General features: G+C 60.0%; 3 protein-coding genes. All 3 read left to right on the top strand.

Annotated features, from left to right (window positions below; all coding sequences use genetic code 11):
* The first annotated feature begins 193 nt into the window (after window positions 1–193).
* Window positions 194–571: a helix-turn-helix domain-containing protein gene (locus BUE15_RS21215; RefSeq protein WP_073289257.1), complete on the top strand. Its 378-nt coding sequence runs from the start codon at window positions 194–196 to the stop codon at window positions 569–571.
* 87 nt (window positions 572–658) lie between these two features.
* Window positions 659–994, top strand: a complete 336-nt coding sequence (locus BUE15_RS21210; protein WP_073289255.1) for a four-helix bundle copper-binding protein — start codon at window positions 659–661, stop codon at window positions 992–994.
* A gap of 52 nt (window positions 995–1046) precedes the next feature.
* Window positions 1047–1292, top strand: a complete 246-nt coding sequence (locus BUE15_RS21205; RefSeq protein WP_073289254.1) for a hypothetical protein — start codon at window positions 1047–1049, stop codon at window positions 1290–1292.
* Window positions 1293–1617 lie beyond the last annotated feature (325 nt).

Raw genomic sequence — 1617 nt, 5'->3', positions numbered from 1 at the left:
GTAAGCAGTTGGCTGAACATGAAGAACTTGACAATGTCTGAAAAGACAAAGGTCAGCCCTCAATATGTCACCCTAAATTTGATGCGTAAGCCCTGGTGAGCCGGAAGACCTGGATTGGCCCCGCCTGCGAGCCACGCTGGAAGCGGCCCGGTTTGCGCTGCTCGAAACCTTTCACCAGACCCTGGTCGAAAGGGTGAGCGTAGCGGTGAACCGCCTGCTGCGCGAGCCCGGCGAAAGCCTGCGTCACCGGGCATTCGGGGCGGCGGTGGCCCGGGAGCTGGACCTGACGTATGGGCAACTCAGTGCGGCCTTTGCCCGCTTGGTGGGCAATAAGACGCTGGCGGCCTACATCCTGAGTCAGCGCCTGGCCTATGCGCAGGAGCTGCTTTCTTCTTCCCTGAGCGTGGGCCTCATTGCCCGGCGCCTGGGGTACGCCAGCCTGGCCCACTTCTCCGGCCAGTTCCGGCGCCTGGCCCGGTGTTCGCCTTCTGCGTATCGCCGGCAGCTGCGGGCCGAAATGGCTCCGGTGGTGGGGGAGGAGGCCCCAAATCATGCAAGGGAAGGAGACTAATATGTAAAACCGTGGGCCACAGAGCAGGTATACTTAGCCAGCGACCCGGTTGGGTTGCCTTGTTCGTTCACCTACACCCCCTTTCCCATGCATACCCAGAACCAAAGCCTGCTCGACGCCCTCAATGCCTGTATCGCCGCCTGCGAGCATTGCGCCACGGCCTGTCTGCAGGAAGACAACGTGAAGATGATGGCCCGTTGCGTGCTGTTGGACCGCGACTGCGCCGACATCTGCGCCCTGACTGCCCGCTTCATCGCCCGCGGCTCCGAGCACGCCGCTCATCTGCTGCGCGAGTGTGCTGAAATCTGCAAGGCCTGCGCCGACGAGTGTGAAAAGCACGGCGCTCACTCCGAGCACTGCCGCCAGTGCGCTGAAGCCTGCCGCCGTTGTGAGCAGGCTTGCCGTCAGGGCATTGCTGCCTAATTATTCTTGCTACCGGTTGAAGCCAGTCCGTCGCGCACGGGCTGGCTTTTTTATGGGCCCCTACTTGGCCAAGGTAGCCGCCAAAACCGACTTGTCCGCGACTGACCTGCGCGTGTTGCGCCTGCAGTTGCTGACCGATGCCGCGGCTGCGCTGATGGTCTTGCTGGCAGCTACTGCTATTTCGTTGTACAAGTCCTGGGGCCGCATTGGTAAGTGGCCGCGGGCCACGCAGTTGCTCTGCCGACACCCTGGGGCCGCTATTTGCTTATCGCCGGGCTGGGGCTGCTTCTCTTCGTAGTGGGCAAGCACCTGCTAGGCGGGGCAAGGGCCACCATTAACCAATAAAGCAAACTTGAGCCATGGCAGGTGGGCAATTGGTGGAATAGCGACTACAAATCATGCAAGCCTGAAGCCTAATTCTGTACCCCCAACGGTGCACCCCGCGGTAATTTTGGGTGTTCTCATATAGAAACCGTCCGACCTAGACGAAACCCCTTCATCTCTCATGAAAACGCTCCAATTCAACACGTGAGGTGGTCGAGTAAATGTGGACAGAATAGGGTCTTATCTTTCGAATGTCATGCAAGACAGTCCCCAACCCGCCAAACGTCGGCGTTATGACG

The organism is Hymenobacter psychrotolerans DSM 18569 (genome assembly GCF_900142395.1).
Taxonomy (GTDB): Bacteria; Bacteroidota; Bacteroidia; order Cytophagales; family Hymenobacteraceae; genus Hymenobacter; species Hymenobacter psychrotolerans.
The sequence above is the reverse complement of the archived record's forward strand: the minus strand, read 5'-3'. Positions and strand labels throughout refer to the sequence as shown.